The organism is Streptosporangium sp. NPDC002524 (assembly GCF_040295985.1).
Lineage (GTDB): Bacteria > Actinomycetota > Actinomycetes > Streptosporangiales > Streptosporangiaceae > Streptosporangium.
Map to the genome: position 1 here is coordinate 244017 of NZ_JBEOWK010000002.1, position 25324 is coordinate 269340.

The 25324-nt window shown below is 71.3% G+C and carries 22 protein-coding genes; 11 read left to right on the plus strand and 11 right to left on the minus strand.

The window, feature by feature from the left end:
- Positions 1-263 precede the first annotated feature (263 nt).
- Positions 264-833 (minus strand): MarR family winged helix-turn-helix transcriptional regulator, encoded by a 570-nt coding sequence (locus ABT053_RS03700; protein WP_350967284.1) that lies wholly within the window; start codon positions 831-833, stop codon positions 264-266.
- A gap of 298 nt (positions 834-1131) precedes the next feature.
- Between ABT053_RS03700 and ABT053_RS03705 the strand changes: the two genes are divergently transcribed.
- Entirely contained in the window at positions 1132-2151 is a 1020-nt protein-coding gene (locus ABT053_RS03705) for a cation diffusion facilitator family transporter (RefSeq protein ID WP_350967285.1), read from the plus strand.
- Here the strand turns inward: ABT053_RS03705 and ABT053_RS03710 are convergent.
- The 6 genes from ABT053_RS03710 to ABT053_RS03735 form a co-directional block, all read right to left on the minus strand.
- Positions 2137-3558 (minus strand): aminopeptidase P family protein, encoded by a 1422-nt coding sequence (locus tag ABT053_RS03710; RefSeq protein ID WP_350967286.1) that lies wholly within the window; start codon positions 3556-3558, stop codon positions 2137-2139. The two genes, ABT053_RS03705 and ABT053_RS03710, sit on opposite strands and share 15 nt — an antisense overlap.
- Positions 3559-3833: 275 nt before the next feature.
- On the minus strand, positions 3834-5114 hold the full coding sequence (locus tag ABT053_RS03715) for an ABC transporter substrate-binding protein (protein ID WP_350967287.1): 1281 nt from the start codon (positions 5112-5114) through the stop codon (positions 3834-3836).
- Between the two features lie 4 nt (positions 5115-5118).
- On the minus strand, positions 5119-6291 hold the full coding sequence (locus ABT053_RS03720; RefSeq protein ID WP_350967288.1) for a branched-chain amino acid ABC transporter permease: 1173 nt from the start codon (positions 6289-6291) through the stop codon (positions 5119-5121).
- The gene (locus tag ABT053_RS03725; protein ID WP_350967289.1) at positions 6284-7174 is read right to left on the minus strand and encodes a branched-chain amino acid ABC transporter permease; all 891 of its coding nucleotides are present in this window, start codon (positions 7172-7174) and stop codon (positions 6284-6286) included. Before ABT053_RS03725 ends, ABT053_RS03720 begins: the two co-directional genes overlap by 8 nt.
- Positions 7171-8292: an ABC transporter ATP-binding protein gene (locus ABT053_RS03730; RefSeq protein WP_502991699.1), complete on the minus strand. Its 1122-nt coding sequence runs from the start codon at positions 8290-8292 to the stop codon at positions 7171-7173. Before ABT053_RS03730 ends, ABT053_RS03725 begins: the two co-directional genes overlap by 4 nt.
- A complete protein-coding gene (locus tag ABT053_RS03735) occupies positions 8289-9122 on the minus strand; it encodes an ABC transporter ATP-binding protein (protein WP_350967290.1) in 834 nt (277 codons plus the stop codon). The genes ABT053_RS03730 and ABT053_RS03735 overlap by 4 nt, the downstream gene beginning before the upstream one ends.
- Positions 9123-9306: 184 nt before the next feature.
- On the opposite strand from ABT053_RS03735, the gene ABT053_RS03740 reads away from it, so the two are divergent.
- Positions 9307-10506, plus strand: coding sequence for a PucR family transcriptional regulator (locus ABT053_RS03740; RefSeq protein ID WP_350967291.1), 1200 nt, complete (start codon positions 9307-9309; stop codon positions 10504-10506).
- 95 nt (positions 10507-10601) lie between these two features.
- Positions 10602-11030: a CBS domain-containing protein gene (locus ABT053_RS03745; RefSeq protein WP_350967292.1), complete on the plus strand. Its 429-nt coding sequence runs from the start codon at positions 10602-10604 to the stop codon at positions 11028-11030.
- Positions 11031-11287: 257 nt separating this feature from the next.
- Here ABT053_RS03745 and ABT053_RS03750 read toward each other — a convergent pair whose 3' ends face one another.
- The gene (locus tag ABT053_RS03750; RefSeq protein WP_350967293.1) at positions 11288-14632 is read right to left on the minus strand and encodes a S8 family serine peptidase; all 3345 of its coding nucleotides are present in this window, start codon (positions 14630-14632) and stop codon (positions 11288-11290) included.
- A 456-nt stretch (positions 14633-15088) separates the two neighbouring features.
- Here ABT053_RS03750 and ABT053_RS03755 point away from each other — a divergent pair, with 456 nt between their 5' ends.
- The 5 genes from ABT053_RS03755 (at position 15089) to ABT053_RS03775 (ending at position 18270) form a co-directional block, all read left to right on the plus strand.
- Positions 15089-15343 (plus strand): Smr/MutS family protein, encoded by a 255-nt coding sequence (locus ABT053_RS03755; RefSeq protein WP_329093428.1) that lies wholly within the window; start codon positions 15089-15091, stop codon positions 15341-15343.
- A gap of 719 nt (positions 15344-16062) precedes the next feature.
- Entirely contained in the window at positions 16063-16263 is a 201-nt protein-coding gene (locus ABT053_RS03760; protein WP_350967294.1) for a hypothetical protein, read from the plus strand.
- A complete protein-coding gene (locus ABT053_RS03765) occupies positions 16260-16802 on the plus strand; it encodes a DUF6879 family protein (protein ID WP_350967295.1) in 543 nt (180 codons plus the stop codon). Before ABT053_RS03760 ends, ABT053_RS03765 begins: the two co-directional genes overlap by 4 nt.
- Positions 16777-17619, plus strand: coding sequence for a helix-turn-helix domain-containing protein (locus tag ABT053_RS03770; protein WP_350967296.1), 843 nt, complete (start codon positions 16777-16779; stop codon positions 17617-17619). Before ABT053_RS03765 ends, ABT053_RS03770 begins: the two co-directional genes overlap by 26 nt.
- Positions 17620-17724: 105 nt before the next feature.
- Positions 17725-18270, plus strand: coding sequence for a hypothetical protein (locus ABT053_RS03775; protein WP_350967297.1), 546 nt, complete (start codon positions 17725-17727; stop codon positions 18268-18270).
- A gap of 223 nt (positions 18271-18493) precedes the next feature.
- Here ABT053_RS03775 and ABT053_RS03780 read toward each other — a convergent pair whose 3' ends face one another.
- Positions 18494-19486: a helix-turn-helix transcriptional regulator gene (locus ABT053_RS03780; protein ID WP_350967298.1), complete on the minus strand. Its 993-nt coding sequence runs from the start codon at positions 19484-19486 to the stop codon at positions 18494-18496.
- A 98-nt stretch (positions 19487-19584) separates the two neighbouring features.
- Between ABT053_RS03780 and ABT053_RS03785 the strand changes: the two genes are divergently transcribed.
- On the plus strand, positions 19585-20205 hold the full coding sequence (locus ABT053_RS03785; RefSeq protein ID WP_350967299.1) for a TIGR03086 family metal-binding protein: 621 nt from the start codon (positions 19585-19587) through the stop codon (positions 20203-20205).
- A gap of 380 nt (positions 20206-20585) precedes the next feature.
- On the plus strand, positions 20586-21770 hold the full coding sequence (locus ABT053_RS03790; RefSeq protein WP_350967300.1) for a cellulose binding domain-containing protein: 1185 nt from the start codon (positions 20586-20588) through the stop codon (positions 21768-21770).
- A 150-nt stretch (positions 21771-21920) separates the two neighbouring features.
- Here the strand turns inward: ABT053_RS03790 and ABT053_RS03795 are convergent, their stop codons facing one another.
- Both ABT053_RS03795 and ABT053_RS03800 read right to left on the minus strand, forming a co-directional pair.
- Positions 21921-23105 (minus strand): serine hydrolase domain-containing protein, encoded by a 1185-nt coding sequence (locus ABT053_RS03795; RefSeq protein WP_350967301.1) that lies wholly within the window; start codon positions 23103-23105, stop codon positions 21921-21923.
- 80 nt (positions 23106-23185) lie between these two features.
- Entirely contained in the window at positions 23186-23563 is a 378-nt protein-coding gene (locus ABT053_RS03800; protein ID WP_350967302.1) for a hypothetical protein, read from the minus strand.
- Positions 23564-23911: 348 nt separating this feature from the next.
- Here ABT053_RS03800 and ABT053_RS03805 point away from each other — a divergent pair, with 348 nt between their 5' ends.
- Positions 23912-25261, plus strand: coding sequence for a hypothetical protein (locus tag ABT053_RS03805; protein ID WP_350967303.1), 1350 nt, complete (start codon positions 23912-23914; stop codon positions 25259-25261).
- Positions 25262-25324: the final 63 nt, after the last annotated feature.

Here is a 25324-nt window from a genome sequence, read left to right on the forward strand (position 1 = left end):
GGACGCCCGCGAGGGTTTCCGCTGGCTGTTTTCCCGCTGGTGGACGCTTTCGAGGGTCGCGACCGGTTTGGTGCCGGTGGACGCTTTTCGGAGGTCAGCGGCTGTTTTCCGGCCGTCGGACGCTTCCGGGGACCGGAGCCCGGTTTCGTGGCAGTGGGCGTTTCCGGGGGCTACCGGCTTTTTCCTGCCGACGAATGCTCTCGAAGGGCGCCGGCCGGGTTTCCGTCAGTGGACGTTTCCGGGAGACACCGGCCGGTCGCGGGTCAGCGGATGCCTTTGAGGTGGTCCACCACCGGTGCGTACGCCGCCTCCAGCTCGATCAGCTGGTCGTCGGTGAGCAGGTCGATGAAATGCCGGCGCACGCCGGCCACGTGGTGGGGCGCGACCTTCTGGATGGTGGCCCAGCCGTGCTCGGTGAGGACGGCGAAGGTGCCGCGCCGGTCGTCGGCGCAGGTCTCCCTGGCGACCAGGCCCGCGGTCTCCATCCGGGAGATCTGGTGGGACAGGCGGCTGCGGGACTGGATCGTGGCGTCCGCCAGATCGCTCATCCGCATCCGGTGACCGGGCGTCTCCGACAGGTTCACCAGGATCTCGTAGTCGTTGACCGAGAGCCCGAAGGGCTGGAGCTCGCGGTCGAGGCGGTGGTCGAGGAGCTTGTGCACGGCGAGGTGGGCGCGCCACGCCCGTTGCTCGATCGAGGACAGCCAGCGAGGCTCCTGGTCGTTCACCGGTCGCTCACCACTCTCGTTCCCCGCGCGTATGGCCGCGATCCCGGCGGATTCGTCCCCCGGCCGACCACTTCGCTCGCCGGGCGGGGCTTGCTTCAGGGTCATAGATCAGAACTTACCTCAGAAGGTGCCGATCGCTCGTGGCAGGCGATGCGGCAACGCGGTGACGGCACGGTGGCGGCACTGCGGGGACCTGGGGGCGGCACGGCGGGGACACGACGGGACATGGCGGGGACGCGGTGGCGACGTGACGGAACCCGTGTGTCCCCCGCCCGCGGGTCCCGTGCCGGTGGGCCGGGCGGGACGGACCCGGTGAGCCGGGCGGGGACGGACCCGGTGGCAGGGCGGGACGGGTCGCGTCACCGCTGGGAAGTAAGGGATGAAGCACCCGTAAAGTAACCACATGGCACAGAACGGGACGGATGATGACAAGGCCGGATCGGAGAGTCTCGCCACGGTGATCGTGGCGGGTCTGGCCAATCTCGCGATCGCCGTGGCCAAGCTGGTCGCCGGGCTGATCAGCGGTTCGTCGGCGATGCTGTCCGAGGCCGCCCACTCCGCCGCGGACACCGTCACCGAGGCCCTGCTGTTCGTCGCGGTGCGCAGGGGCGGGCACCCCGCCGACGCGCGGCACCCGTTCGGCTACGGCAAGGCGGGGTTCTTCTGGGCGCTGCTCGCGGCCTTCGCCACCCTCATCGGCGGAGCCGGGTTCTCCATCACCCACGGGGTGCACGAGATTCTCACGGGGGAGAGGCTCACCGACCTGACGATCTCGTACGTGGTCCTCGCGGTCTCGTTCGTGATCGAGGGGATCTCGTTCCTCAAGGCCCTCTCGCAGGTGCGGGGGGCGGCCCGGCGCCTTGAGGTGACCCCGCGGCGCTACGTCGCGAAGACCTCGGACACGGCGCTGAAGGCCGTGCTCTTCGAGGACGCGGCCGCCCTGGCCGGGCTGCTGATCGCGGCGGCGGGCCTGCTGGCCTCCCAGCTGACCGGCTCGTCCTTCTGGGACGGGGCCGCCTCCGTGCTGATCGGCCTGCTGCTCCTGTGGGTCGCGATCCACCTCATCCGCGCCAACGTCTCCCTGCTGATCGGCCAGTCCGCGCCCGAGGGGCTGACGGAACGGATCCGCGAGGAGATCACCGCCCTGCCCGAGGTCGAGAGCGTGATGGAGCTCCTGACCATGATGCTGGGCCCCGGCGAGATCCTGGTCGCCGCCCGCGTCGACTTCGTGGACGACACCACGGGGGCGGGGCTGGAACGGGCCGCCGACCGGGTGGAACGCTTGCTCAAGGAGCGGTTCCCCTCGGTGACGCAGGTCTTCCTCGACCCCACCCCCGGACGATCGGCCCGTGACTCCCCGGACTCCCCGGACTCCCCGGACCCCCTGGACTCCCTGGACTCCCTGGACTCACGCGAGGCCTGACTCTCCCATCCACCTCTCCACCTCGTCGGGGTGGCGGGGCAGCCCGGCCGACATGAGGCGGGCGCCGTCGGCGGTGACGACGAGGTCGTCCTCGATGCGCACGCCGATGCCGTGCAGCTCGGGCGGGAGCGTCAGGTCGTCCGGCTGCAGGTAGAGGCCCGGCTCGACGGTCAGCACCTGTCCTTCCTCCAGCACGCCGTCGAGGTAGACCTCCGAGCGGGCCCTGGCGCAGTCGTGCACGTCCATGCCCAGCATGTGGCCGCTGCTGCACAGCGTGTAGCGGCGGTACAGGCCGCTGCCGGGCTCCATCGCCTCGTCCGCGCCGATCTTCAGCACGCCCCAGTCGTGCAGGCCCTCCGCGATGACGCGCATCGCCGCGCGGTGGAAGTCGCGGAAGCTCGCCCCCGGGCGCAGGGTGGCGATCGCCGCCTCCTGGGCCTCGTACACCAGCTCGTAGACCTGGCGCTGGATCGGGCTGAAGCGCCCGGAGAGCGGCAGGGTCCTGGTGATGTCGGCGGTGTAGAGGTGGTCGGTCTCCACGCCCGCGTCGAGGAGCAGCAGCTCGTCGCCGTCCAGCCGCCCGTCGTTGCGGATCCAGTGCAGCACGCACGCGTTCGCGCCGGAGGCCACGATGCTGTCGTAGCCGACCGCGTTGCCCTCCAGGCGGGCGCGGAGGCCGAAGATCCCCTCCAGGTAGCGCTCGCCGCGCCGGTGCCCCAGGGCGGCGGGCAGGGCCCGCCTCACGTCCTCGAACCCGCGCGTGGTCGCGTCGACCGAGAACTGCAGCTCGGCGATCTCCCACTCGTCCTTGACCAGCCGCGTCTCGGACAGGAACGTCTCCAGCTCCTCGTCACCGCCGCCGGGCGAGACCCGCGCGTCGACGGACGCGTCCACCCCGCGCAGCACCCGCGCGGGCCCGGTGAGCGCGTCGTCCAGCCTGTCGATCGGCGCGCAGGCGATCTGGTGGACGGCCTCCGCCTCGGCCAGGTCGGGGCGGCGGCCCACCCAGAACTCGCCGTAACGGCGGTCGCGATAGAACTCCTGCCCGGCCTGGCCCGGCGCCGACCTCGGCGAGCGGGGGCGCAGGAACAGCGTGGCCTCCCCGGAGGGCTCGACGACCAGCACGTCGTCGGGCTCCTGGTCGCCGGTGAGGTAGGCGAACGCGCTGTGCGCCCGGAACCGGTAGTCGCTGTCGTTGCTGCGCGCCTTGAGCGTGCCGGACGGGATCACCAGCCGCTCGCCGGGGAAGCGGGCGGCGAGCGCGGCGCGCCGCTTGGCCGTGTAGGCGGCCTGCGGCAGCGGGGCCAGGTCGTCGCGGTGCGTGTCGGCCCAGCCGGTGTTCATGAACGCGGCGAGGGCGTCGGAGACCGGCAGGTCGTGGCTGCCGGTGTTGAGCTTCTGGGTCATCGTGTCCCCGGGCGCGGAGGTCTTCTGGACGCCCCCACGCTAGCCCGGGGCGGTACGGCCCCGCACCCCGGGCGCGGAGGTCCCTGCCCTCGCCACGATGGTCAGGGGCGGTACGGTCCCGCGCCCCGGCGGGTGCGGGGCCGTCTCGCGGATCGCCGGTCAGCCGACCGGGGCCTCCGCATCCCGGGCGCGGAGGTCCCTGCCCTCGCCACGATGGTCAGGGGCGGTACGGTCCCGCGCCCCGGCGGGTGCGGGGCCGTCTCGCAGATCGCCGGTCAGCCGACCGGGACCTGGTACTCCTTGGCCAGGTCGGAGGTCGCGGCCTCCTTGAAGATGACCGCGCCGCCCAGGGCCGCCTTGTCCGGCTTGGCCACGTACGACAGCAGCGAGGCGGGCTTGTCGAAGGTGGTGAAGTCCATGACCGTGCCGAACTCCGCGCCCCAGGACGACTGGCCGCGGTGCGCGGCGACCACGGCGGCCCGGGTCAGGTCCTTGCCCTCGCAGGCCTTCTTGAGCGCGTCGACGACGATCGCCGCCGCCGAGTAGCCCGAGGGGACGCCGCTGTCGATGGCCGTGTCCGGGTACTTCGCCGCGTAGTCGGCGGCCAGCTTCTTCATGGCGGGCATGTCGGCGCTGATCGGCGTGCCCGCCGTTATGTAGTAGAAGTCCTTCAGCAGGGCGGGTCCGGCCGGGGTGGGCAGCAGCTGCGGGGAGTAGGCCGAGTTGCTGCCGACGAACGGCACGTCCATGCCCTTGGCGAGCGAGACGCCGACGAGCGAGGCGGTCTGCTTGGGGCCGACGGAGACCAGGATGGCCTTGACGCCCTCCGCCTTGAACGCGGCGACCTGGGCGCTCATGTCCTGGTCGGTGGCCTTGATCTTCTGCTCCACGAGCGTGAGGCCGAGCTTCTCGGACGCGTACTTGGAGCCGTTCAGCGCGCTCTCGCCGTAGTCGCCCTCGAAGTACAGGTGACCGATCTTGTCCCCGGACTTGATGCCCTTCTCCTTGGCCAGGAAGTCCACCCCGTTGATCATGTCGATGTCGTAGGTCGTCCCGGTGACCTGGATCGACTTGCTGCCGAGCAGCCCGGTCGCCCAGGCCTGCGGGATGGTGAGCATCTGGTCGGTCTCGATGCGCTGCTTGAGCGCGTTGACCATGGGCGAGCCGACGAAGTGGGCGATCGCCACCGTCTTCGGGGCGATCTCGGTGTAGGCCGCGATCGCCTTCTGCGCGTCGTAGCCGTGGTCGCGCACCAGGCCCTCCAGCTGCCGCCCGCACACGCCCCCGGCCGCGTTCGTCTGCTCGAAGTACAGCTGCTGCGCCTGCGTCAGGCTCTTGCCGAACGAGGCGTACGGGCCGGTGAGGTCGGTCATCATGCCGATCGTGATCTTGTCGGCGGTGACGCCGGGGCCCGTCTTCACGCCGTCCCCCCCGACGGCGGAGGGGGCGGCGGCGCCGCTGCCCCCGGTGGCCTTCTCGCTGGCGCACGCGGTGACGGCCAGGGCGAGGGCGGCGAGTACCGCGATGTGTCGGACCGGGGTTCTTGGGATTCCCATGTCATCAGTTCCTTGTGTCGGGGGAGGGGGAGGGAGATGGGGATGGGGATGGGGATGGGGATGGGGATGGGGACAGCGGGGGCTTCGTTGCCGCGGGAGCCCGGCGGGCGGAGGCGGGGGTGAGCCGCCGGTCGACCGCCAGGCGCAGGCGCCCGGCGAGGCCGAGCAGCCCGCCGGGCAGGAAGAGGACGATGACGACGACGGCGGCGCCGTACAGGATGCGGGCCGCCTCGGCGGGCGACACCCCGCCGGAGCCCGGCTCGGCCACCAGCGGCAGGGCGTCGCTGTAGCGGCTGAGCAGCTGGGGGAGCATCGAGATGAAGATCGCGCCGATCACCGCGCCCGCGACGGAGCCGAGCCCGCCGATGATGATCATCGCGAGGTAGTCGAGGGAGAGCAGCAGGCCGAAGTAGTCGGGCACGGTGCGCTGGAAGACCAGCGCGATCAGGACCCCGGCCAGCCCGCCGTACATCGACGACAGCACGAACACCCCGGCCCGGTAGCGGGCCACCGGCACGCCCATCACCCCGGCCGCGATCTCGTGGTCGCGGATGGTGTTCATGGCCCGCCCGGGTCGGCCGCGCAGCACCCCGCGGGCGAACAGCGCCGCGCCGGTCAGCAGGACCAGCCCCAGGAACCAGAGCCGCTCCAGCGAACCGAACGGCACCTGCGCCACCACCAGCTCCGGGGTGTCGGCGAACGCGAACCCGAACAGCTCCATCGGCGGCACCGTCCGCCCGTTGTAGCCGCCCGTCACGGGTTCGGCGTTGAACAGCACGTGCTGGCCGACGAAGATCAGCGCGAGGGTGGCGATGCCGAGGTAGGCGCCCTTCAGGCGTCCCGCGATGGGGCTGAACACCCCGCCCGCGACGCCCGCCGTGAGCACCGCGAGCAGCGCCGCGACGGGCGTGGGCAGCCCCAGGCCGCCGAGGGCGTGCGCGCCGCCCTCCGGCTCGGAGCCGAAGTAGACGTAGGCGTACGCGCCGACCGCGAGGAAGAACGCGTGGCCCATGGACAGCTGCCCGGTGGCGCCGGTCAGCAGGTTGATGCCGATCGCCCCGATCGCCGCCGACATCGCGAAGAGCCCGGCCTGCAGCCAGAAGCCCTCCAGGTAGAACGGCACGGCGATCGCCGCCGCGACCAGCGCGACGCAGGAGAGGATGACCTTCTTAGACACGTGCCAGCTCCCTCGTCCCGAACAGCCCCGCGGGGCGGATGAGCAGGACAACGATCATCACGAGGAACGGCGCGACGTCGCCGATGCCCCGGCCGAGGAAGGCCAGGTCGTTCTGGTAGCCGCTCATCATGGCCTCGGTGATGCCGATGATCAGCCCCCCGGCCAGCGCGCCCGTGGTGGAGTCGAGGCCGCCGAGGATCGCCGCGGGGAACGCCTTCATGGCCGCGAACGTGGTGCTGCGGTCCAGCCCCGGGGTGGGGAAGACGCACAGGAAGAGCGCGGCGACGGCGGCGAGCGCCCCGGCGACCGCCCAGGCACCCATCGAGACCCGCCCGCGCCGCACGCCCATCAGCGCGGCGGTCTCCGCGTCCTCCGCGGTGGCGCGCATCGCGATGCCCCAGTTCGTGTACTTGAACGCCAGCAGGAACGCGGTGATCAGAGCCGCCGCGACGGCGAGCGCGACCACCCGGGTCTGGGCGACGCTGACGTCTCCGATATGCAGCACCCGGTCGTGCCACGGATCGCCCAGGGCGAGCACGTCGGTGCCGATCTGCCTGGTCAGCTCGGTCGTCAGCACGATGTCGACGCCGATCGTCACGATCGCGAGCACGCTGTGCGAGGCGACGTTCGCCCTGCGGATGATCAGGAACTCGACGAGGGCGCCCACCACGGCCGCCCCGGCGACGCCCATCAGCAGGGCCGTCCAGAAGCCGACCGACGGGTGCAGCTTCGCCACGATGAAGCCGCCGACCAGCAGCAGCGAGGCGTGCGCGAAGTTCACCACCTCGGTCGCCTTGAAGATGATGACGAAGCCCAGGGCGATCAGCGCGTACACGGCTCCGACGGAGATCCCGTTCACCAGGAGTTCGAGAAAAGTGATCACGAAGCGACCTCCTCGTCCTTGCCCGCCGCGCTCTCGCGCGCGGTGCCTCGGGTCGTCGTTTTCCCGGAGTCGTCGGTGTCGCCGGTGTCGCCGGTGTCGCCGGTGTTGTCGGTGTCGCCGGTGTCGCCGGTGTCGCCGGTGTCGCCGGCGTTCCCGGCGTTCCCGGTGTCTCCGGCTTTGTCGGCTTTCCCGGTGTCTCCGGTGTCTCCGGTGTGCCCGGCGTTCTCCGGGCTCCCGGTGTGCTCCGGGCTCTCGGTGTTCTCCGTGCTCCCGGCCAGCGCGTCCTCGACCAGGGTGTCCTTGGCCGGGGTGCTCTCCGCCGCCGCGCCCAGGTAGGCGCGGACCACCTCGGGGTCGTTCTGCACCTCGCCGGGGGACCCGTCCGCGATGCGCCTGCCGAAGTCCAGGACCGTCACCGCGTCGGCGAGCCGCATGACGATCCCCATGTCGTGCTCGACCAGCAGGATCGAGATGCCGAGGCTCTCCCGCACCGCGACGATCAGCTCGGCCATGTCGCGGCGCTCGCCGCCGTTCATGCCGGCGACCGGCTCGTCCAGCAGCAGCAGCCGGGGCTCCATGCACAGGGCCCGCGCCAGCTCCACGCGCTTCTGCACGCCGTACGGCAGCAGCCCCACGGGTGTGGCCAGCCGTTCGGAGAGCCCGACGAACGCCGCGATCTCGGTCACCCGCTCGCCGTGCGCGGCGGCCTCGCGCCGGGCCGACGGCAGCCGCAGCCCGGCCGAGACGAACCCGGCGCGGGTCAGCCGGTGGCGGCCGAGCATCAGGTTGTCCCGCACCGACAGGCGCGGCGACAGGGCGATGTTCTGGAAGGTGCGCGCCACCCCCAGGGCGGCGATGCGGTGCGGGGCCAGGGAGGTCAGCTCCGCGTCGCCGAACCGCACGCTGCCCGAGGTGGCCCGGTAGACGCCCGACAGGACGTTGAAGCACGTCGACTTGCCCGCCCCGTTGGGCCCGATCACCGCGTGGACGCTGCCGGGCTCGACGCTGAAGCCGACGGCGTCCAGCGCGGTGAGCCCGGCGAAGCGCACGGTCACGTCACGCACGTCGAGCCGGGGAATGGAAGTATCCGTACCGTCCGGTTGGTATGTGTCACTCACGCGGACCACCTCGCCAGCACCGGGCGGGAGGTCCCCGGGTTCTCCGGCGATCCCGGGACGACCGGGACCGGGTCCTCGATGCCCAGGTAGCGGCGGCGCACCTCGTCGCTCGCGGCGAGCTCGGCGGCCGGTCCCGACAGCACCACCTCGCCGACCTCCAGCACGTAGGCGTGCGAGGCCAGGGAGAGGGCCATCGCGGCGTTCTGCTCCACCAGGAGCACCGTGGTGCCCCGCGCGTTGATCTCGCGGACGGTGTCGGCGATTTTGGCGGCCATCATCGGCGCGAGACCGAGGGTGGGCTCGTCCAGCAGCAGCATTCTCGGCCTCGCCATCAGCGCGCGGCCGATGGCGAGCATCTGCTGCTCGCCCCCGGACAGCAGGCCCGCGCGCTGCCCGGCCCGTTCGGCGAGCACGGGGAAGAGCGCGAGCACGCTCTCCCGCGCCTCGGCCGCCGTGCGCCGGTCGGGCGCGCCGAGGGCGCCGGCCCTCAGGTTCTCCTCCACGGTCATCCGCGCGAAGACCCTGCGCCCCTCGGGCACCTGGACGACGCCCCTCGCCACCACGGCCGAGGTGGCCGTGCCGGACAGGCGCGTACCGCCGAACCCGACCTCGCCGGAGGTGATCCCGCCCCGGTGGAACCTGAGGGTGCCCGAGACGGCGCGCAGCAGGGTCGACTTGCCCGCGCCGTTGCCGCCGAGCACCGCGACGACCGAGCCGCGCGGGACGTTCAGCGAGACACCCCGCAGGGCCAGGACCGGGCCGTAACTCACCGCCAGATCCCTGACGACCAGCCCGGAATCTCCGGGCGGGCGAGGGTCGTGCACGTCCATGTGTTGCCTCCTGACAGCCGATGAACGCACCCAACCGAGGCGTTTCACCGGCGTCCAGAGGGCAGGGTGAAGTCGAGGCGGGCGCCCATGCGGGGCGGGTGCCGGTTGTGCGCGCGCACAACCCCGGGTCACGAAACAGAACAGAACCTTGTTCGGCCAGGTCCCTTGCTGTCACGATCCCCAGATGGGGACCCGGCCGGTTACGGACGACGAAGTACGCAGGATCATGCGCCTGGCCGCCCGCAGGCTGTTGCGGAGACTTCCCGAGCTCACCGACGAGCTTGTCGCGAAGATCCGCGACACCGACGAGGCGTACCGGCGGATGGTGCCCACCGACGACCACTGGCAGAGCGTCTACGAGGCGATGCGGGACGGCATCGGCGCCATCCTGCTGCCCCGCTCCGAACGGTGTGACCTGCCGCAGGCGGAGAAGACCGCCCGGCGCAGGGCCGAGCAGGGACTGCCCATGGACTCCCTGCTGCGCAGCTACCGGCTCTCCGCGCAGGTGATGTGGGACGGTCTCATCGACGTGGTCGCCGAAGAGGAATCAGACAGCCTGCCGGTCCTGCTCCGCAGCGCCACGAAGGTGTGGCACGCCATCGACAGGCAGGCGATCGCCGCCGCCGAGGCCTACCGAAGACGGGAGGCCGAGATGTTCGGCCGCACAGCCGAGAGGGTCCAGGCCCTGCTCGACGCGCTCCTGGAGGACCGGGTCGACGCCGCCCTCGTCCGCAGCGCCGCCGCCGGGCTCGACCTGCCCGAGCTGGGACGGTACGCCGTCGTCATCACCCGGCTGCCCGGCCGCCACGACCACGGGGACGACGCCCCCCGGCCGACCGCCCTGGGCGTGATGCGCCTGCTGTGGCGGATGCGTCCCGACTACGAGGTGTCCGTCGTGCTGCTGCACGACGCGAACATGGACGACCTGGCCGAGGAGCTCCGCCCGCACGTCACCGGATGCGCGGGGATCAGCCCGGTCGTGGAGGGGCTGGCGGAGCTGGGCCGCGCCAGGCGGCTCGCCGAGCTGGCCCTGCGGACCTGCGTGGGCGAGGGCCCGGAGATCGCCAGGCTGGAGGACAGGCTGCCCGCCGCGCTGGTGGTCAGCCAGCCCGAGCTCGCCGGTCACCTCAGCGGCGCTGTGCTGCGGCCCATCCTCGCCCTCGACCAGGCCGACCGGGAGGTGCTCCTCGGCACCCTGGAGGCGTGGCTGAAGTGCGAGGGCTCGGCCATGCGCGCCGCGGGGCAGCTGTACTGCCACCGCAACACGGTCTTCAACCGCATCCGCCGCATCGAGCAGCTCACCGGCCGCTCTCTCGCGCGCCCGCTCGACATCGTGGAACTCACCCTCGCCCTCGACGCGGTACGGCTGCTGCCCGTCACCTGACAATCACACGCTTTGCCCTCCTGGGCGCTTAGCGTGGGGCACAAAGGGGCAAAGGACAGGGATACCCGCGCCAGGCTGAACCGAGGTGGTGTCAAATGCTGATCGGTACGATTCTGCAAGGCAAGGGAGCGGAGGTGGCGACCGTCCGCCCAGATGCGACGGTCACCGCGCTGCTGGCCATGCTGGCCGAGAAGAACATCGGTGCCGTGGTGGTGTCCGAGGACGGCTCGTCCATCGCGGGCATCGTCTCCGAGCGCGACGTCGTGCGGCGGCTGCACGACCGCGGCGCCGGCGTGCTGGACGAGCCGGTGTCGTCGATCATGACGACCGAGGTCCGCACCTGCCCGCCCGACGCCGACGTCGAAGACCTCCGTCAGACCATGACCACGCACCGAATCCGGCACGTGCCGGTCGTGGACGCCGGCCGGCTGGCCGGGATCGTGAGCATCGGCGACGTGGTCAAGAGCTCCATCGAGGCGCTGGAGACCGAGAAGGCCCACCTGGTCGACTATCTCCACCGCTGATCCCGGGCCTGCGGGTCCGGGTGGTCCCGAGGTCGCAGTACGGACAGGCTCCGAGCCCGGACAGGCCCGAGCCCGTGAGCACGGACGGGCCCGGGTTCTCCGTGAGCCCGGATGGGCGCGAGGTCGCAGCACGGACAGGCTCCGGGCCCGCGGGTTCGTGAGCCCGGACAGGCCCGAGCCCGTGAGCACGGACGGGTCCGTTTTCTTCGTGAGCCCGGATGGGCCCGGCGCGGCGCGCCGGGCCCATCACGTTCCCGCTACTGCACGGTTATCCTGTCCACCTCGATCGTCAGGCCCTTGACCTGCGGTGTCGACGTGCCCGTCGTCACCGTCCCGATCCCGGGGCTGACGCCCTTGATCTTCATCGTGTAGCTCAGGCTGCCTCCCGGGGCGCCGGGCGTGCTGGCCACCCGGAGGTCCTCGGTCGGCGGGCCGGTGATCTGGCCACCCGCGGTGCCGTCGGCGTTCTCGGCGCCCACGGTGAGGCCGTAGCCCGCCGGGGGATCGCCGGGCAGGTTGTCCGGGTCGTAGGTGTAGGTGATGTCCTCGGTCCCGTTCAGGCCGATCCACTGCTGGAAGACCTTGAGGTCGCTCGTACCGTAGAGGTTGACCCGCCACTCGACGACGAGCCAGTCACTCACGCCGTCGGTCAGCGTGCCGACGTAGAGGCCCGGCGCGCCGGTGCCGTCCAGGTCGGTCCAGTAGGGGGCGAGCACGTTGTTCGGGACCGCGGGGTCGGGCAGGGTCTGCGGCTGGAACGCCACGTCGGCCGAGCCCGAGCTTCCCCCGGCGATCGTGTAGCCGTTGGAGACGATGCCGAGCCTGGTGTAGGTGTTGCCCGCGTACTGGAACGGGGGCACGGTGAAGTTGAGCGCCTGCTCGTCACCGATCGGCGTCGGCGCGATGCCGAAGGCGTCGAGCGGCAGGTACGGTGCCGGACCGGTGCCCGGGGCGATGCCCGGCCTGTCGGGCTGCCTGGCCGCGAGGGTGGCCTTCGCCGTCGCGACCTGAGAACCGATCTTGGTGGCGCCGGTCACCGAGTTCAGGCGCAGCTTGCCGTCGAGCGTGCTGAGCGCCGTGACCTCGGCGTCCTCCAGGGTGTCGTTCTGCACGGTCACCGTGCAGGTGGACTCGCCGGTGTTGCGCGGGATGGTGGCCGGTGCGCAGGTCTGGTCCACCGGGATGGCGCCCTCCTTGCGGACGAACGCGACCGGCAGGTGCAGGTTGCGCGAGCCGCCCACCTGCTTGAGGTTCACCTGGCCGAAGTACTGGCCCTCGGCCAGGTCCGGCGCGGTGATCACCACGCTGAGCTTGACGCTCTTGCCCGGCTTCACGCTGAACAGCGGCGGCAGCACCGTGATGTTCGCGCCGCTCACGGTCGTGCCCGTGGCGGTGAAGGTGAGCGTCTTGTCCGTGACGTTGGTGAACGTCCGCTTGGCGGTGATGAGACCCGGCATGATCGGGGCGTTCACCGACGGCAGGTTCAGGTCGATGCGGTTGATCGGGTCGTCGGCCGAGGCGGTGAAGTTCTCGCCCGTCTCGTCCAGGGTCAGGCCGGGGTCGCCGGCCTTGGTCAGGTCGATGCGCCCGCCGCCGGTGTCGAACGGGTCGGCCGGGGTGACGCGGTCCTGCTTGGTGACCGAGGTCTTGGCCGTCGTCTCCAGCGCGGACTTCACCTGGCCCGGTGTCCAGGTCGGGTGCAGCGCGAACACCAGGGCCGCGGAGCCCGCGACGTGCGGCGACGACATCGAGGTGCCCGAGATGACCTGGTACAGGTTGCCCGGAGGACCACCGGCCGGACCTTCCAGCAGCGGCGTCTGACCGGCCAGGATGTGCAGGCCGGGGGCGGTGACGTCCGGCTTGAGGAAGTCGCCGCCGGGGCCGCGCGAGGAGAACGTGGTGATCGCGTCGCCCTGCCAGGTGGCCTTGGTGCCCTGGGTGAACGAGGCCGTCGTGCTCGGGTTGGCCGTCAGGAACGCGAGCAGGGCGTCACCCTCCGGCTTGTCGATGTGGACGGAGGGGACCCAGTGGTTGTCCGTCATCACATCGAGCGGGGTGGCGTTGTACAGGATCATCCCGGCCGCGCCGCCCTGCCGGACGTTGAAGCCCTTCAGGACCCGGTCGGGACCGCGCTGACAGACGACGATCTTCCCGGTGAACAGGCCGGGGGGAGCGGGGGCGGTGCAGAGCGCGTTGGAGTACGGCGGCGCCGAGGCCAGCACCACCGGCAGCGCGGAGGCGATGCCCGGGGTGATGGAGGCGCCCTTCACCGAGGCCGTCGCGCCGCCGGAACCGGACAGCGTGATGGTCGACTGGAAGGTCCTGGTCTGCGTGGAGGCCGCCACCGTGGTCACCCACGGGCTGACGTGGTTGACGGTCGCCGCGCCGGGACCGGCGTTGCCCGCCGAGGCCGAGACGAGCACGCCCGCCGAGTACGCGTCGAGGAAGGCGAGCTCCACCGGGTCGCTGTAGGGGGAGGTGCCGCCGGAGATCGAGAAGTTGATCACCCGGACGCCGTCGAGGATGGCCCGGCCGACCGCCTGGGCGGAGTCGGAGGGGTAGCAGCCGGCCTGGCCGCAGACCTTGTAGACCGACACGTGCGCCGCCGGGGCGATGCCGTGGATCGGCCCGCGGCTGATGCCGAGCGGGTTCGTGTCGGCCACCGGGCCGCCCGCCGAGGTCGTCGCGGTGTGGGTGCCGTGGCCGTTGGAGTCGCGGGCGCTGTCCGGGAAGGTCTCGCCGCCGACGTTCGCGTTGTAGGTGTCCAGGAACGGAGCACCACCGATGATCTTCCGGTTGCAGACGAACGGGTCGGCCGCCGGGGTGAGCGGGTTGTCGCCGAAGTCACAGACGCGCGGCGTGCCGTCCTTGGTCGCGGGTGCGGCGGGCAGCGTGCCGGGGTCGGCGAACTGGGGGTGCTCGGGCCAGGCGCCGGAGTCCAGGATGCCGACGATGACACCCTTGCCCGACGAGGAGCTGCCGCCCAGCTTGCTGTAGATCGCGGGCGCTCCGATGAACGCGGGGCTGGAGTCGGTCAGCAGCTGCTCGGGCTTGTCCTCCTGGACGGCGGCCACACCGGGCAGCTTCAGCAGCGAGGCCGCCTTGTTGGCGGGGACGCGCAGCGCGATGCCGCCGTAGACGGTCCGCAGCTTCTGGCCCGCCGTGGCGCCTGGAACGTTCCTGGCCAGCTCGGCGAGGAAGGTGTTCTCGACGTCCTCGATGTGCTTCTGGTATTTCTTCGCGTCGCCGCTCTTGACGTCGAGAGCCTTTCCGGTCTTCGCCGGACTCGTCGCGGGAAGTCCTTCGAGACCGCCCTGGTAGGCGGCGAAAGAGTCGTAGTCGAGCTTGACCATCACATTGACCGTGGCGCCCGAGGTCGACTTCAGCAGCCCCTCGTCACTCCGGGCGAGTTTGCCGGTGGGGGACTTCGCGCCCTGGACCGGCTCACCTCCGGTCAGGGGGGTCGCCGTCCACTTGGCGGACGGCGTGGGGGTGGGGGTGGGATCGGCGCTCGCCGGCGGCGCCATCGCCGCGACGAGCCCGACGCCGGCGGCGAGCACCGCCACGCGTCTGATCCTCGGTGAGTAGGGCTTGCTGGCCAACGAGACCTCCTGTAGGCACGCATGAACCGCTGAGCCGCAGGGAGGGGAGACCAGCCGCGCGCGCCCGGGGCAGGGCATGCCGGAAGGCCGTGACCCTCCCCGGTGGGTGACGCGCGATCGGCCACCCCGGAAGGCGGCCGATCATGACAGGGAGCCTAACTAGAGGGCATTTGTTTGCCTAGATCGTTAAATTGACACAATAATCGTGGGAATTGGTCAAATTTGCTCGCAGACTCGACAGGTGATTCGGTCTCCCCGAGGTCGGTGGCTTCGGGCTTTCGCCGCACCGGCGCGATGTGAGTTCGCGGGCCGCCGTGACGGTGGAGCGTGATCGCCGGGGCCGCCGCGAAGGTGAGGCGGTCGAGAGGGCAGGGCGGCCGAGAGGGCAGGGCGGCCGAGAAGGTGAGGCGGCCCGCCCCGCGTAAACTGGCCGCACCTGACACGCGGGAGGCTCGGTTGAAGCTCAAGCTTGATCTACACCCCCTCTACAACAAGGGCGGGGAGATCGACAAGGCGCTGCGGGGCATCATCGACGAGGCCATCAGGAAGAAGGCCACCGAGGTCGAGATCATCCCCGGCAAGGGCTCGGGCCAGCTGAAGAAGAAGGTCCTGCGCTTCCTGGAGCAGAAGGAGATCAAGGCCCTCTACCACCGCATCGACAAGGACGCCAAGAACCACGGCCGCCTCTTCGTCTACTTCCGCTACAAGTAGGAAGGGCAGGTCCCGGACCTGCGGAGGCTTCCCCTGAACGGCCTATGGCCCGGGGTTTCCTACCTCGCCCAGAACGTCTACGTGTCCACGCAGGTGGAGCGGATACACCAGGCGCGCCCGCCGCCTACACCTTGCGGCGGGCTCTCATGGCGGCTGAGCCGAGTCACTAGGAGCGGGTGACAGGAAGCATCGGCGGCCCCCACAGGGCATCCCACGCCATCGTCAGCACCCACCAGACGCCCGCAGCGATCGCGACACCCAGTAGGAGGGTCATCACGACCAGCGTGGCCAAGGCGCGCCAGGAGGATCGGGTGGGGCGCCGAAAATTCGTCATGGCACCAGCGAAGCAGGCAGACGGGCGGCGCACCAGCCCCTCGCCGGCGCTGACCGCAGCAGAGTCTCGCGTACGGCTGCGCGTGGGGGAGAGCACCGAAAAAGCTTCTTGATCTTCATGAGGGCTTCGGAGCACTGCCGGCCCGCCGGGCGGGGTCTCGCGACACCTGCCGGAAGGCTCTCACCCGCGACAACCCTGACCCCGGGGAGTGCCACGGGTGTCGCGGACAGGGCGCCGTACCCCCGCCACGGAGGGTGCCGCGATCTTGCTGTCACACATCCCTGAGCGAGGGGCCACGCTGACCGATCTGCAGAGCATCTTGACGCATGTTTAAGCACGGTTGAGCATCAGAACCGAACGCATCAACCCCACCGGAAGGCGCACCATGAGACTCACCCTGCTCGGCACCTCCAGCGGAAAGAGCGGCTGCCCCGCCTTGTACGCCACCGACCGTGGCACCTACGTCGTCCAGGGCAAACGCGTCACCGACCGGGAAGCGATCGCCGACCTGGTCGGTCTCCAAGACGACGAGTTCTACGTGGAAGTCCCTGCCCACCTCCTCACCTTCGCGCGGAAGCCCGAGTGACTCGGTTCGTCGACATCCCGGAGTTCACCGACCTGGTTCTCGGCTTCGAGCACACGGCGTTCCGGCTGGAGGTCCGCGACCGCTACAACGAGCCGTCCGAGGCCGAGGTTCTGCGCCGGTTCCTGACCAGTGGGCATCTGGATTCCTCCTACATGGCCGACTGGGTCGAGGAGCTTGGTCCCCGGCTCGCCGCCGGTTGGCGGATGGAACGGGTCCGGGTGGTGTCCGAGCCGTACAGCGACTACACGCGGTTCGGGCTCGCCCTGGCGGCGTACAACACCGCCGCTGGTGAGGACATCGGGTACCTGCCCCGCCACCAGGCGGCTGCGGTCGATCTGCCCGAGCATGACTTCTGGCTGATCGACTCCACTGCGCTGCTCATTTTGAGGTTCGGCGATGACGACGTGCTTCTCGGCGCGGACCTCATCGACGATCCGGCTGTGATCGTGAAGCACTGCTACTACCGGGATGTGGCTCGCCACCACGCCGTCCCGTGGATTGAGTACAAGGGACGTGTCGACCTACCAGAAAGCCCGTGAAGCGCTCGGTGTCCGTCTGCGCGAGCTGCGGCGGGACGCCCGCCTGACGGGAGCCGAGCTCGCCGCGGCTCACGGCTGGCACCGCACGAAGATCTCCAAGATCGAGAGTGGGAAGCAGACGCCGTCCGACGCCGACCTTGAGGCCTGGGCGGCGTCCTGCGGGGTGCCGGAGCAGGCTCGCGAGCTGATCGCCGCTCTGCGATCGCTGGAAGGCCAGTACATCGAATTCCGCAGGATGTTCCGCGCGGGCATGGCAGGGCGGCAACGCGCGTTCGCCGAGGTCGAAGCGGCGGCCACCTTTGTTCGCAACTTCGAGACCTGCTTTGTTCCAGGTCTGCTGCAGACGCCTGAGTACGCCCGTGAGCGGCTCGCCGAGGCGGTCGCCTATGACAACGCGACCGATGATCTCCATGAAGCCGTCGCCGCCCGGATGGCCCGCCAGCAGCTCCTCTACTCCACCGGCCGGCGCTTCCACTTCGTTGTCACCGAGTCCGTCTTGAAGCTTCGCCTGTGCTCGGTCGAGGTCCTGGCCGGTCAGCTGGAAAAGCTGGCGGTCGCCTCGACGATGCGGACGATTCGCCTCGGCGTCATCCCCTTCGAGGTCCGCTACCCGGTTGAGCCGATCCACGGGTTTCACATCTTCGATGACCAACATGTCTCTGTTGAGACCCTTACTGCGGAGCTCACCATCACCCAGGTCGGCGAGGTGAGTGCCTACCTGGGCTCGTTCGCTCGACTCGCCGACGTGGCGGTCTACGGCCGGGAGGCGCGGGCATTGATCGACCGTGCTCTGGATGCTCTGATGTCCGACGAGTAGCAGAAGGTGCGGCAAGGTGCTTGTCTCGCATGAGTGAAACAGCTCATGCGCATCTTGGTGCACTGTCCTTCAAGGTGCGTGTCGGTCCGCCCTAAGGTCCTGAGCATGGCTTCCTTCCCTGAGCCGCTCCTGCTGACCGACGACCAAGCCCACGCCCTCCTGCTGCACCTCGGCCGCGCCTTCCCGCCCTGGCGGATCTGGCGGGCCGCCAGTACCTGGTACGCGACCGGCCCGTGCCGTCTCCCGGAATGCGTCTGCTCCCGCACCCTGCACGCGACCGGACCGGCCGATCTGTGTCGTCAGCTCGCCGAGGTCGAAGCGGCGGGGCGTGCGCGGCGCGGCGGCGTCGTGACGAACGAGGAGGCGTTCGTTCGTGGTGAGGCCCAGTTCTCCGACGAGGCGGCGGAGCTGGCCGAACGGCAACTGGGAGCGCTGCGACAGGCGTACCCGGGCTGGGACATCACCTGTGTGGCCGACCTGTCCGCGCCCGTCTGGCATGCCGGGCTGCGCGCTCCGCTGACAGAGAAGCAGAAGGCCGCCGGCGTCCGCGAAAGCTTCATGTGTTTCTCCGCCGAGGCGCTCGCCGCGGTGCTGGCCACCCAGGTGGAGCGGGTGCACCGAGGGCGGGCCGGTCACACCTTCACTTCCTGAACTCCCCGCGGGCGGTGGTGCGCTACCAGGGGCCGCCTGCGGGGGCGATCGCGGTTGGAGCGGCATCTCAGAGGCGGGACGTCCGCTGAACAGCCGACCGCGACCGGTGCCCCCGCCTCGACTCGTCCTCTGGCGGGGGCACCGTCACGTTCAGGTGCCTGCCTCAGATGCCGGACGCGGCTGTGCTCCGCCTCTACGCAGTAGCGCGACAGACCGGCCGGGTCTAGCCGTCGAGGGCTTCGGTGTAGCGGCGGGCGAGGGTTCGGATGTGGGCGACCAGTTCGGGTGGGCCGTCGACGCGGAAGTCCATCATCAGCATGCTGAGGTAGACGGCGATGGTCTCCAGGGCGTCGGCGCCGGTGACGAGGACGCTGGAGTGGGAGTCGACGGCCTCGACGACGCCGACGGCGGGGTTGATACGGGCGATCACGGTCTCGGCGGGGGCGAGGACGGTAACGCGAGCGTGCACCTTCCAGCCGGTCCGCGCGACTTCGCGCAGGACGAAGGCGACCAGGTCGTCGTCGGGCAGGGAGCGGGGCGCGAAGCGGCGGGACGCGGCCCGGACGCCGGTCAGGTCGGCGACGGGCAGCGCCCGCCAGGCGTGCGCGCCGAGGTCGTAGGCGACCAGGAACCAGCGGCGGCGCCAGCTGATCAGGCGGTAGGGCTCCACCTCCACCTCGTTGTCGGTGTCGGTCTGGGGCTGGGGCTTGGTGCCGGCGCGGGTCGCCAGCAGGGTCGCGCCGTCGCGAATCGCGCCCGCGACGACGGTGAGGGTCGCGGCGGGCACCGGGGCGTCCGGCTCGCGGGAGCCGACCGTGGCGGGCCCGACCGCGGTGGCCGACCGCAGGGCGGTCACCTTGCGCTGCAGGCGTTTCGGGAGGATCCGCTGGAGCTTGGCGAGCGCTCGGGTGAGGCTGGCGTCGATGTCGGCGATCCCGGTGGAGCCGTCCTCGGCCAGGCCGACGGCGAGCGCCACGGCCACCGCCTCGTCGTCGTCGAGCAGCAGCGGGGGCATCTTCGCGCCCTGCCCGAGCCGGTATCCGCCCACCGCGCCGCGTGCGGCGTGCACCGGGTAGCCGAGTTCGCGGAGGCGCTGGATGTCCTGCCGCAGGGTGCGCCCGGTGACGCCGAGGTGTTCGGCGAGCTCGCGGCCGGTGTGGGACCGGTCCTGCAGCAGGGACAGCAGGCGCAGCACTCGCGTCGTCGTCGGAGCCATGGATCTCTTCTCGTCCCGGGTCGTCATTAGGAACGAAAACAGCCTAATGGGCCCATAGATTGATGTCACAGGCAAGGAAGAGATCGAAAGGCGAGATCATGAACACCACCACCACCGCCACCGTCACCTCCCTGCGGCCGGTCTGGCGTGAGGTGCTGGCCGCCTCCTACCTGGCGCTGGAGAACAGCGTCGCGGGCGTGCGGGACGGCCAGTGGGACAACGCCACCCCGTGCTCGGAATGGACGGTCACCCAGGTGATCCAGCACGCCGCGGGTGACCAGCTCGCCTACGCGAAGATGCTCGGCATCGGGAACGGCCCGGCCTACGACCCCTTCTCGCCTTCCGGAGCCGTCGACGGCACCGCGGCACAGCTGGTGAGGGACGCCGTCGAGCGGACCGCCGCGGCGTGGGCGACGGTCGCCGACGACACCGAGACCGTTCCGACGCCGCTGCCGCACGGTGACCTGCCCACTCCGGTCGCCGCGGTGATGTGCGCGCTCGACGCCGCCGTGCACGCCTGGGACGTCGCGATCGCCACGGGCCGGCCGTCCCCGCTCGACGACGAGCTGGCCGGTCACCTTCTCGCCGCGGCGCGGGGGATCGTCGAACCGCTGCGCCAGTGGGGCGCCTACGCGCCGGTGGTCGAGGCCACCGGCGGTCCCTCCTCCACCCCGGTCGCCGACGACCTGCTCCGCTACCTCGGCCGCGACCCGCGCTGACGATCCGACGGCCGATCCCTGGACGAATCCGGTCCCGTCCCTTCTTTCCCGCTTTCAGGCCGCCGGGTCCGTGCCGAACCGTCGCACCTCGCACCGCGGACCCGGGCCGTCCTTCCGCGATGGGAATCGGCGGCGAAAAAAGGACGGGACGAGTTGACCGGAAAGGCTCGAAGGCGCAGACGATCGCGGCGGTTTCGGGTGTGATATGCCGATAGTCCGTATATAGCCATAATGGGCCGTATATGCCGTCTACCTGCGCGTTTCTTCGCCGGTGAAATCGCGGCTTTACGGGATGCCGGGGATGATTCACAATCCCTGCGGGGGGTCACAGGCCGACGCGGTTCGATAGGGGCATCATGCAATTCGGCAGGCGATCCCTGATGGCGGTTCTTCTCACCCTCGGGCTTCTCGCCCTGGCGCTACTCGTCGCCGCACCGCTGACCGGCCCGGCCGCCGGGACGGCACTGGCCGCCGTCCCGGCGGGGAACGCTCCGTACGCTCCCGTTCTCGCGAGGGACGCCCCGCACGCCGTCGTTCCGGCGGGGGCGGCCGGGGGCCGCGCGGCTGAAGCGGCCGGCGACACCAGCCCGCCGACGCGTCCCGCCGGAACGCGGCCCTGCCCGGTGCCGGCCGCCCCCGCCCCGACCGGATACGCCTCCATCTGCTGGAACCCCTCGACGGACGACACGGGGGTCGTCGGCTACGACCTGTACCGCCTGGACGTCGGCGGTTTCGTCCTCGCCTCCACCACGACCGGCACGGTCGGCGGCTTCTCGGGCGAGCTGAACCGCTCGTACACGATGTACGTCGTGGCCAGGGACGCGGCGGGGAACGTCAGCCCGCCCTCCGCCCTGATCACGGTGTCGGCGACGGTCGGCGTGCCGCCGACCGCCTCGCCGACCCCGCTGCCGGGCGACCGCGTGCCCCCGTCCAAGCCGACCGGCCTGAACGAGCCCTGCCTGTGGGACTTCCGGGGCACCGCGTTCTGCTGGCAGCCGTCGAGCGACAACGTGGCGGTGACGGCGTACGACGTCTACCGCGAGACCGCGACGACCTATGTCAAGGTCGGCACGGTCTCTCCCGGCTTCCTGCTCTTCACCGAGTCCGGCCTGGTCACCGGGCAGCGTTACACCTACGTCGTGGTCGCCAGGGACGCGGCCGGCAACCTCGGCGCGCCGTCCGACCCGCTGTCCGTCCCGTCCAGGGAAGGGCTCCCCTCCCCGAGCCCGACGCCGACGCCGGGCCCGTCGTGCACCGTGTCGTACCGCGCGACGACGTGGGGTTCGGGGCTGACCGCTCAGGTCACCGTGCGCAACACCGGTAGAACCGCGATCGACGGCTGGACGCTGACGGTCGACTACCCGACGTCGGCCGTACGCCTCACCTCGGGCTGGTCGGCGGACTGGACCCAGACCGGCTCACGGCTCACCGGCACGGGCAAGCAGTGGAACAAGGTCATCCCCGCCGGTTCGTCGGTCCAGGCCGGGTTCGTCGCCTCCTACAGCGGGTCCTCGCCCGTCCCCGTGGGCTTCGGCCTCAACGGAAGGGCCTGCGCCACCGGGTGACCGCGTCCGGGCGATGCCGTTCCGGTGGTGCCGTTCCGGTGGTGCCGTTCCGGGTGGTGCCGTGAAGGCGCCGCCCGGACAACCGGTCCGTCACTCCAGTCGTCGCGTGCGAGTCGCGCGCCGGCCACGTACGACGGCCTGCCGCCTGTCTCAGCGGGCCTGGGTCTTGACGGCGTCGTGGACCGCGTCGAGGAGGTCGGCGGCCCTGCGGTCGGGCACGCCCTCCTGGATGTGGTTCATGACGTAGCCGAAGGCGAGGCCGGTCTCCGGGTCGGCGAAGCCGAGCGAGCCGCCGTAGCCGGGGAACCCGAAGGCGGTCGGGCTGTACCAGAAGGCGTCGGGGGTCGGCAGGCCGAAACCGGTGCCGATCCGGACCGGTACCCGCAGGACCCGGTCGACGCCGGCGGCCTGTTCCGCGGTCGCCGCGGCCAGGGTGCCCGGCTCGAGAACGCGGTGCCCGTCGACCTCGCCGATGAGCGCGGCGTAGAAACGGGCCAGCGCGCGGGCCGTGCAGACGCCGTTGCTGGAGGGCATCTCGGCGACCTGCTCGGCGGGGTCGTCGTGGTTCAGCATCGGCGTGACGACGCTCATCGCCCGCACGGTCAGCGAGGTGGGGTCGGCGTACGCCCGCATCACCTCGCGTACGGGCTCGGGCAGGGAGTCCAGGTCGATCCGGGCGAGCGCGTCCAGGTCGACCGGGGCGGCGACGATCCGGCTGACCCGGGGCAGCTCGCTCTCCGGCAGCCCGATCCACAGGTCCAGGCCGAGCGGCGCGGCTATCTCCTCGGCGAGGAACGTGCCGATGCCGCGGCCGGTCACCCGGCGGACGACCTCCCCGACCAGCCAGCCGTAGGTGTGCGCGTGGTAGCCGTGCTCGGTGCCCGGCTCCCAGAAGGGCCGCTGGGCGGCGAGGGCGGTCACCATCGGGTCCCAGGCGATCGCCTCCGCGGGGGTGATCGGGTGGTCGATCGCGGGCAGCCCGGCCTGGTGGGTGAGCAGCCAGCGGACCGGGACGCGCTCCTTGCCGTTCGCCGCGAACTCCGGCCAGTAGTCGGCGACGGGCGCGTCGAGGTCCAGCTCGCCCCGCTGGGCCAGCAGGTGCGCGCAGGCGGCCGTGACGCCCTTGGTGGTGGAGAACACGACCTGCAGCGTGTCGCGCTCCCAGCGGCGGCCGGTCGCGGGGTCGGCGATCCCGCCCCACAGGTCGACGACCTTCCGGCCGTGCAGGTAGACGCCGACCGCGGCGCCCACCTCCTGCCCGCCGGCCAGATTGGCCGCGAACGCCTCGCGCACCCCTTCGAACCCCGGTGCGGTGCTCCCGCCGATTTCGGGCATGCGTCATCGCCTTCCGTTTGAGGTGTGCTGTCGGAAAAGTGCTGGTGGTGAGTATCGGCGGGAAGTGCCGCCGGGAAGTGTCACCCGCGCCATTTCCCGATGAGCCAGGCGCGGATCTCCGGCTCGGTCATCTCGGGGAACTCCTCGGTGAACGTGACGAGCGCGCGTACCGCCTCGTCCCGGTCCAGGCCGTGCGCCGCCGCCGCTCTCAGGTACTCCTGACGCGCGGCGGAAGGACGGCCCCCGCCCGCGCCGCGGCCCGGCAGGCCGTCGCGCCACCGCGCGATCTCCTCCAGCCGGTCGGCCCGCCAGCCGGGGGCTCCGTCGACCTCGACGTCGGGCTCGGGAAAGGGGTGACGCGAGTCGCCCGGATAGCGGGAGCGCCATTTGTGCACCGCGTGCCGGCTCACCCCCAGCGCCTCGCCGATGCCGAGGACGCCGAGGAAGTGCTCGGTCATGGTGTCTTCCCGGCCTCCTCCGCGGGTCCCGTTCCTGCGCGCCCGAGACGGGGTCCCGCTCGCCCGGCGCACCGGACATCGTCTCCGGACATCGTCTCCGGACATCGTCTCCGGACATCGTCTCCGGACATCGTCTCCGGACACCGTCTTCGTACATTGTCTCCGGCAGGGACGATATTAGGGACGGCGGTGAAACATCGTCAACGGGAGGGACGATGTTTCCGTGGAGGGCGGAACTTTACGGGCGCCTTATCCGTCATCCGGGAAGAACGGGGCATCGCCGCGGGGAAGGCGGGGGTAGCGATAGGGGCGACACGATCGCTCGCCGGGGGCGGGTGTGAGATGTGGGTGGACGAGGACTGTCTCGTCGTCGACGTGCCGGGGCGACATCCGATCCGGTTGCCGCTCACCGGCCGGGACCGCGCGGACCGCCTGGTCATGTACCGCCTTCCCCGCGAGAACGGGGTCGTCTACGGGGTCGCGATCCTGAACGCCCGGGGAAAGGGCATGCTCGACTCCCCGGGGGCCAGGCCCCGTCACCTGGTGGAGGCGTTCGCCGTGCACGCCGGGCTGTTGTTCGAGTATCGGCCCCACGCCTCGGAGCGGGAGGGGCGCGCCGACCTCGAGACCCGGGCGCGGGGATGGCGCAACACGGCGGACGTGGGGCTGCCGGTGCGCGGCGACCACTCTCCCCGCGAGGTGGCGCTCCGGCTCCGGCCGTACGACGAGGTGTCCGGCGAGCTCCGGCCGTGCGAGGGGGCGCTGGAGGGCGCGCCCTGCCCCGCGACCACGCTCAGCTGGGACGGCCGGACGCTGGTCGCGGCCGATCCGGCGGCGGGACGCGCGCTGCGGCTCCTGCCAGCCTCCCTGTACCACTACCGGTACGAGCGCCGGGTGCTCGTCTCCGGCAAGGAGGAGACGCGCACCCTCACCGGGCTCGCCGTGCTCGACGCCGACGGGCTGGTGCTCGCCGACCTCCCGGGCGAGTGGCCGCCCCACGAGGTGGCCGCCTTCGCGGCCGGGCGGAGACTCCCCGTGCACGACGCCCTGGTGGCGCCGTCGAGGTGGGTGCGCACCACGCTGAGCAGGCGGGGGCCCGGCTGGGCGCGCCTCGCCGGGCTGGCCGTCCCCCGGATGTCCAGGGCCAGGAAGACCGTCGCGGTCTGCGCCGGGGTGGCGGGGTTGTTCGCGATGGCCTACGTCGTCACGGCGGGCGGCTGGTTCGCGTGGCGGGGGCTGTCCGCGCTGGGCGGGATGCTGCTGGACCTGCTGGACGCCAAGTGGCTCGCGGTCTTCTTCGCCCCCCTGCTCGTCGTGCTGAGGCCCGCGCGAGAGGCGTGGCACGGCCGGCGCGTCCGGCGCGGCACCGCGCTCGGGCCGCCCGGGGGCCCGTACCTCTCCGTCTCGCGGGGGAGGACGCTGCGCGTCCGGCTCGGCGCGCGGATGGTGCCCGACGACCTGGAGATCGGGCCCGGCCCGGGACGCGCGGCCGGCCTGATGGCCTACCGCCACGAGGGGCTGTCCGGGCTGTTCGTGGTGGACGGCGAGGGCGGGCCCGTCCGCCACCTGCCCGGCCCCTGGCCGCTGGAGGACGCGCACCGCTTCGCCGCGCGGCGCGGGCTCGGCTTCGAGGTCCGTACGCTGGGCCGTGAGGAGTACCTCGATCTCACCGCCCGCGCCCACGACGCCGTACCCTGACCCGTACCACCCCGCCGCGAGGGGTCCGGCTCGATGCCGGATGCCTCTGAGCGGTGATGATTC